This is a genomic window from Paenarthrobacter sp. NPDC090520 (assembly GCF_044769205.1).
GTDB lineage: Bacteria > Actinomycetota > Actinomycetes > Actinomycetales > Micrococcaceae > Arthrobacter.
Window position 1 is genome coordinate 1 of sequence record NZ_JBIVXM010000048.1, and the last position, 5,302, is coordinate 5,302.

Sequence of the window (5,302 nt, forward strand, 5' to 3'; positions counted from 1 at the left end):
AACGCCCGGTCCCATTCCGAACCCGGAAGCTAAGACCCACAGCGCCGATGGTACTGCACCCGGGAGGGTGTGGGAGAGTAGGACACCGCCGGACACTATTTAGAGCTACTGCCCAGACCACGACGGTCTGGGCAGTAGCTGTTTAACGCTCCTGACGCTGTTGCTGGCGCGGGTAGAGTTGATGATCATGGACAGTCTTTTCAGCCATCCCGAGTCGGTCAGCAGGGAGTCGCAGCCCGATGCGGATCAGCTCGAGCCCTTGATATTCACCGTCGTTGTACCTGCCACTATCCAACATGCCTTCATGGGTTTCACTGACCATCCCCACCTGTGGTGGCCGTTGGAGGAGCACAGCGTCTACGGTGCCGGCTCGCACGTGGAATTCGAAGAGAACCTCATCCTGGAGACCTCCGAGGCCGGAGAGACGTCCGTTTGGGGCACCATCGACGATTGGCAACCGCCCCTGTCCTTCCATGCCAGCTGGTATCCCGCCAGCACGCCGCTGTGGTCCACTGAGTTGAGGGTCGCTTTCCGGGCCGTTGATGACGGTACGGAGGTGCGCCTGGTGCATGATGGCTGGGAGGGCGCCGAGGATCCTGCCGCCACCAGGGCCTCCTACGCAGAGGGCTGGCCCGGAGTGCTCGCAAACTATTCGCGGTTCATGGGCGGAGCCGGTGCCTAGTATCCGGCGCCTGCGCCCCGAGGATTGGCCCCTGCTGAAAGCCGTTCGTCTGGAGATGTTGGCTGACACTCCCATGGCGTACGTGGAGAGTCTGCAGGCGGCCCGCCGGCAGACTGATACGCAATGGCTGGAGCGGGCTTCCGCCATGTCGGCCGAGGACAGTGTCACGCTCGTTGCTGACGAGGATGGGCCGGGTTCCAGGGTCCGAGCACTGATGCGCGTGGTGGTGAAACATCCCCAGGATCCAGGCCGCCCGTTGCAGGGTATGTTGATCAGCGTCTATGTTGCCCCTGAGTACAGGGGCTTGGGATTGGCCGATCAGATGCTGGCGCATGCGTGCCAGGCAGCTGTTGCGGACTTGGGAGCGTGGTCCTTGGAACTGGGCGTCCACCAGGACAACCAGCGGGCCATGGCCTTTTACAAACGCCATGGTTTCCAGCTGACAGGGGAAAGCAAGCCTTATCCCTTGGACCCAAACAAGCAAGAGCTTTTCATGGAGAAGCAACTCGCCTCTGCCGTGGCCGGGGATGCGGCGGTGGAAGTTGCTGGTACTGATTAGACTGGTGAGCACCTAAAACACTGCGAAGACTGCCGGTTTGGCGTGTCCGCGGTGCTCATGTGTGGAGGAACCACCTTGTCGGATGAAACGGCCATGGCCGCAACAACAGCAGAAAGCATCAAGGAACGCACCATTGGTGGCAGGGAAACTGGTTCGGAGTCCCAGGCGCGGAGGGCTTTCCTTGCGGAGCTGAAAGCAGTACTGCGGCCGGACCAAGTGGTGGAAGACGAAGACACCCGCACCATCTACTCGGCTGACCAAGGTCCGCTGCTGGAACGGCACGTTCCCCTGGCCGTGGTCTGGGCGGAATCAGTGGAGGACGTCCAGAACATCGTGCGCGCGTGTGCGGCCCACCAGATTCCCATCGTCCCGCGCGGCGCGGGGACGGGGGTATCGGGCGGAGCGCACGCTACCCGCGGGTGCATCGTGCTCGGCCTTGAACGAATGAACCGCATCCTGGAGCTCAACGCTGACGACGAGACCGCCGTCGTCGAACCTGGCGTCATCAACGCCGAGCTGAACGCGGCCGCCGCCCACCACGGACTGATGTACGCCCCGGACCCCGCGAGCTACAAGATGTCCACCATCGGCGGCAATGTGGCTACCAACGCGGGTGGACTGAGGTGCGCCAAATACGGTGTGACGCGCGATTCCGTCCTCGCTTTGGATGTGGTGCTCGCGGACGGTTCGTTGATCCACACCGGCCACCAGACCTTCAAGGGTGTGGCCGGCTACGATCTCACGGCCCTGCTGGTGGGCTCCGAAGGAACCCTCGGAATTGTGGTCGGTGTGACGGTTCGTCTCAAATACCTGCCGCGCGAGGTCCACACCATCGCCGCTTTCTACCAGGACTTCCGCAGCGCAGCCGCCGGCGTGCTGGCTGTCGGCAAAGCACGCGTTCAGCCGGCCATCATGGAGCTCCTGGACAACGGCACCCTGGTTCAACTTGATGAACTCAACGGTTCGGACCTGCAGGCCCGGGGCAAGTCGTTGCTCCTGATCCAGACTGACGGTTTCGGTGCAGCGGCCGAGGCCGCGGTGGTGCGCCAAGTACTGTCCGACGGCGGCGCGACGGTCACCATGGAGGCCAGTGAAGAGGCCGACATGCTGGTGGACCTCCGGCGCAACAGCCGCGGCGTGGAAGTGGACGATGAATTCCGTGTGGGAGAAGACATCGCCGTACCCCGCTCCAGGTTGGTGGACTTTGTGGCTGAGCTTGAGGCCATGGCTGCCCGGCATGACGTGCGGCTCAAAGTGGTGGCGCACGCCGGCGACGGCAACCTCCACCCCACCTTCTGGTTGGACCGGGTGGATCCTGCCTCAGACGCCGATGCTCTGGTCCGCTTGAACGCGGCACTTGACGAGTCCATCCGCGTGGGGCTGGAGATGGGTGGCACCATTACGGGTGAACACGGCGTGGGCCAGTACAAACTGCGCTGGCTTGGACTTGAACAGCCCGAGCCTGTGCGGGAACTCCAGCGTCGCATCAAGGAGCTGTTCGACCCCTCAGGAATCCTGAATCCGGGGAAAGCCATTTAGCGCTTCTGGTATTCCAAGTGTTCAGCTAACCCTTTGAGTCATACTTCGCGTGCTTCACTAACGCCAGTTTACTTTCGTTAGACCACACCCTACTCTTGTTTGGTATACCAAATAATCTAGGAGTAGGTAGGCGCGATGAAGCGGTCTTTCTGGGGCGGACGTGTTGCTCCGTGGCTTGTGTTGCTCGCGCTGGTGCTGGTGTCCGTGAATCTGCGGCCCACCATCACTACCGTCGCCGGCGTCATGAACCAGGTGAACGGCGCGTTTGGGCTGGACCCGACGCTCCTGCCGCTGCTGGGTACTTTGCCCGTCCTGGCCTTTGGCGTGTCCGGTCCGATAGCCCCTTGGCTTGCACGGAAGGTGGGCACCGGTCCTACCGTCGCCCTCGCCTTGGTGGTGCTGGCGGTGGCACTGGTGCTTCGCGTCATGGTTCCGGCCCTGCTCCTTCCCGGCACCTTCCTCGCCGGGGCAGCAATCATGACCGCCAGTGTCCTGGTGCCCCAGATCGTGAAGGCCAATCATGGCACCGGGTGGTGGACGGGGTTGTGCACCATGGGCTTCGGTCTCGGCGCCGCCCTTGGCGCCGGACTGGTGCAACCCCTTGAGCACGCCTTTGGCGGCAGCCTCGCCTGGGCGCTGGGCGTCTGGGCTCTCCCGGCCGTCGCCGGCGCCGCCCTCATCTTCCGCGCGGGAGGCCCGACGACGGCACCCGGCTTTGCCAGGCAAGTTGCTTCGGCGGCGCCCGGCGTTGCCACGCAAGTTGCCACGGCGGGACCCGGCCCAGCGACGGGCAGCCGCCCGACGGCGGCACCCGGCACGCCCTCCCAAGCCCCCACAGCAGGTGGCGAGCGAGCAGCAAGCAGCCGCGAGACGCCGTCGGACGCTTCACAAATGGTGACCCCCCTGCGAAAGCAGTGCACCGCGTGGGCAGTGACGGCATTTTTCGGGCTCCAGGCCATGCTCTACTTCGCCATCACCTCGTGGTTGGCTGTATACCTGACCTCCAAAGGGCTCTCACCGGCGGACGCTGCCGCCCTGCTTGCCTGGTTCAGCCTGGCCGGCCTTCCTGCGAGCCTGCTGGCCCCGGTCCTGGCTGGTCGTCCAAGGGTCCTCCGTGTCCTGGCTCCGGGTCTCGGCCTCTCCGTGGCCGTCGCCCTGATCGGTGTGCTGCTGGTGCCGGCGGCCTTGCAATTCCCCATGGTTGGAGTGCTGGGAGTGGTCCAGAGCGCCGGGTTCGGCCTGGGCATGGCGTTGGTGGTGATCCGTTCGGCGGGACCCCAATCCGCGGGAAAGCTCTCCGCAATGAGCCAGGGGTTTGGATTTGCGCTGGCGTCGCTCGGTCCGTTGGCGGCTGGCCTGTTGCACACCTGGACCGGTGGTTGGGAGGCGACGTTCCTTGCGCTGGCAGCAGAAGCGTTGGTCCTGGCCGGGGCGGGATACCTTGCCATCCGAGGTCCCGTAGCCAGCGTCGAAATGCCTGCCGAACCCCGGCCCGGGAACCAGTCAACGCCTGAGTTGGTTCGCTGATCCGGAGAGGTCTGCGCGCCCTGTTCGGCGGGTGCGCTCCGGCGTATCCTCTGCGGTATGACGAACTCAGCGCCCGGTAGCGGCACGGAAATTCTGCAGGCCAATGAATGCTGGGAACTCCTCCGCGGTGTTTCCGTGGGCCGTTTGGCGGTCTTGGTGGACGACCATCCGGACATCTTTCCCGTGAATTACAAAGTTGATCACGGAACCATGGTTTTCCGTACGGGTGAGGGCACCAAACTCCACGCTGCACTCAGCGATGCTCCCGTTGCCATCGAGGCCGACGGTGTGGACCCGGATACCGGCATCGCCTGGAGCGTCGTGGCAAAGGGACAGGCGACGGCGGTGAAACTCACCCAGGACGTCCTGGACACCATCGGTCTTCTGCTCTTTCCCTGGGAGGCCGGACAAAAGGACCAGTTCATCCGGATTACCCCCAGCACTGTGACGGGACGCCGCTTCAAGGTCGCCCCGCCGGTGACGTGGTGGACGCCGTTGGACGGCGCCCCCACGGCTAGCCCCGAATAGGGCGCGAAGGCCGCCAAACCGCGGCTTGCTGAATGTGTCAGTTCCTTTCACTCCCATGGGCGCCGCCGTTGCGCTGCTTGCTGAATGGGTCAGTTCCTTGCACCCGTGGGGCTCCGCCGTTGCGCTGCTTGCCGAATGGCTCCGTTCCTTTCACTCGTAGGGCTCCGCCGTTCCGATGCTCTCTCTGCTGCCTTGCGGGGGCGTTTCGAGCCAGGCGAGGTGTTGGTTACGGGAGCGGATTACCGGCTACCGCGTTATTGGGCCGACGTCGAACCCAGAACGGCCTTGAGGACATCGGCACAGACTTGTCGCCTTTTCTGTCACCTACCAGACAACGTTGATCGGGCAACCCACAGTCTGCGCCCTCTGGTTGTGGAGGAGCAGTCGCTGTGCGTTTACAGGGGTGTTTCCACATGGCTCGTTTGTGGTCTTATTCGGGGGTTGTGGGGCTGGAAGAGTGGGGGTAT

5 protein-coding genes and 1 rRNA gene are annotated in these 5,302 nt (G+C 63.8%); all 6 read left to right on the top strand.

Features of this window, described 5'->3' with window-relative positions; all coding sequences use genetic code 11:
- A 5S ribosomal RNA gene (rrf, locus tag ACIQTZ_RS23930) occupies positions 1-94 on the top strand; the annotation flags it as partial.
- A gap of 93 nt (positions 95-187) precedes the next feature.
- Positions 188-682, top strand: a complete 495-nt coding sequence (locus ACIQTZ_RS23935) for an SRPBCC domain-containing protein (protein WP_402984821.1) — start codon at positions 188-190, stop codon at positions 680-682.
- Positions 675-1,241, top strand: a complete 567-nt coding sequence (locus ACIQTZ_RS23940) for a GNAT family N-acetyltransferase (protein ID WP_402984822.1) — start codon at positions 675-677, stop codon at positions 1,239-1,241. The genes ACIQTZ_RS23935 and ACIQTZ_RS23940 overlap by 8 nt, the downstream gene beginning before the upstream one ends.
- Positions 1,242-1,334: 93 nt before the next feature.
- Positions 1,335-2,780, top strand: a complete 1,446-nt coding sequence (locus ACIQTZ_RS23945; protein ID WP_402984826.1) for an FAD-binding oxidoreductase — start codon at positions 1,335-1,337, stop codon at positions 2,778-2,780.
- Positions 2,781-2,915: 135 nt separating this feature from the next.
- Entirely contained in the window at positions 2,916-4,307 is a 1,392-nt protein-coding gene (locus tag ACIQTZ_RS23950) for an MFS transporter (RefSeq protein ID WP_402984824.1), read from the top strand.
- Positions 4,308-4,364: 57 nt separating this feature from the next.
- Positions 4,365-4,835, top strand: a complete 471-nt coding sequence (locus tag ACIQTZ_RS23955) for a pyridoxamine 5'-phosphate oxidase family protein (protein ID WP_397326694.1) — start codon at positions 4,365-4,367, stop codon at positions 4,833-4,835.
- The last annotated feature ends 467 nt before the right edge of the window (positions 4,836-5,302 follow it).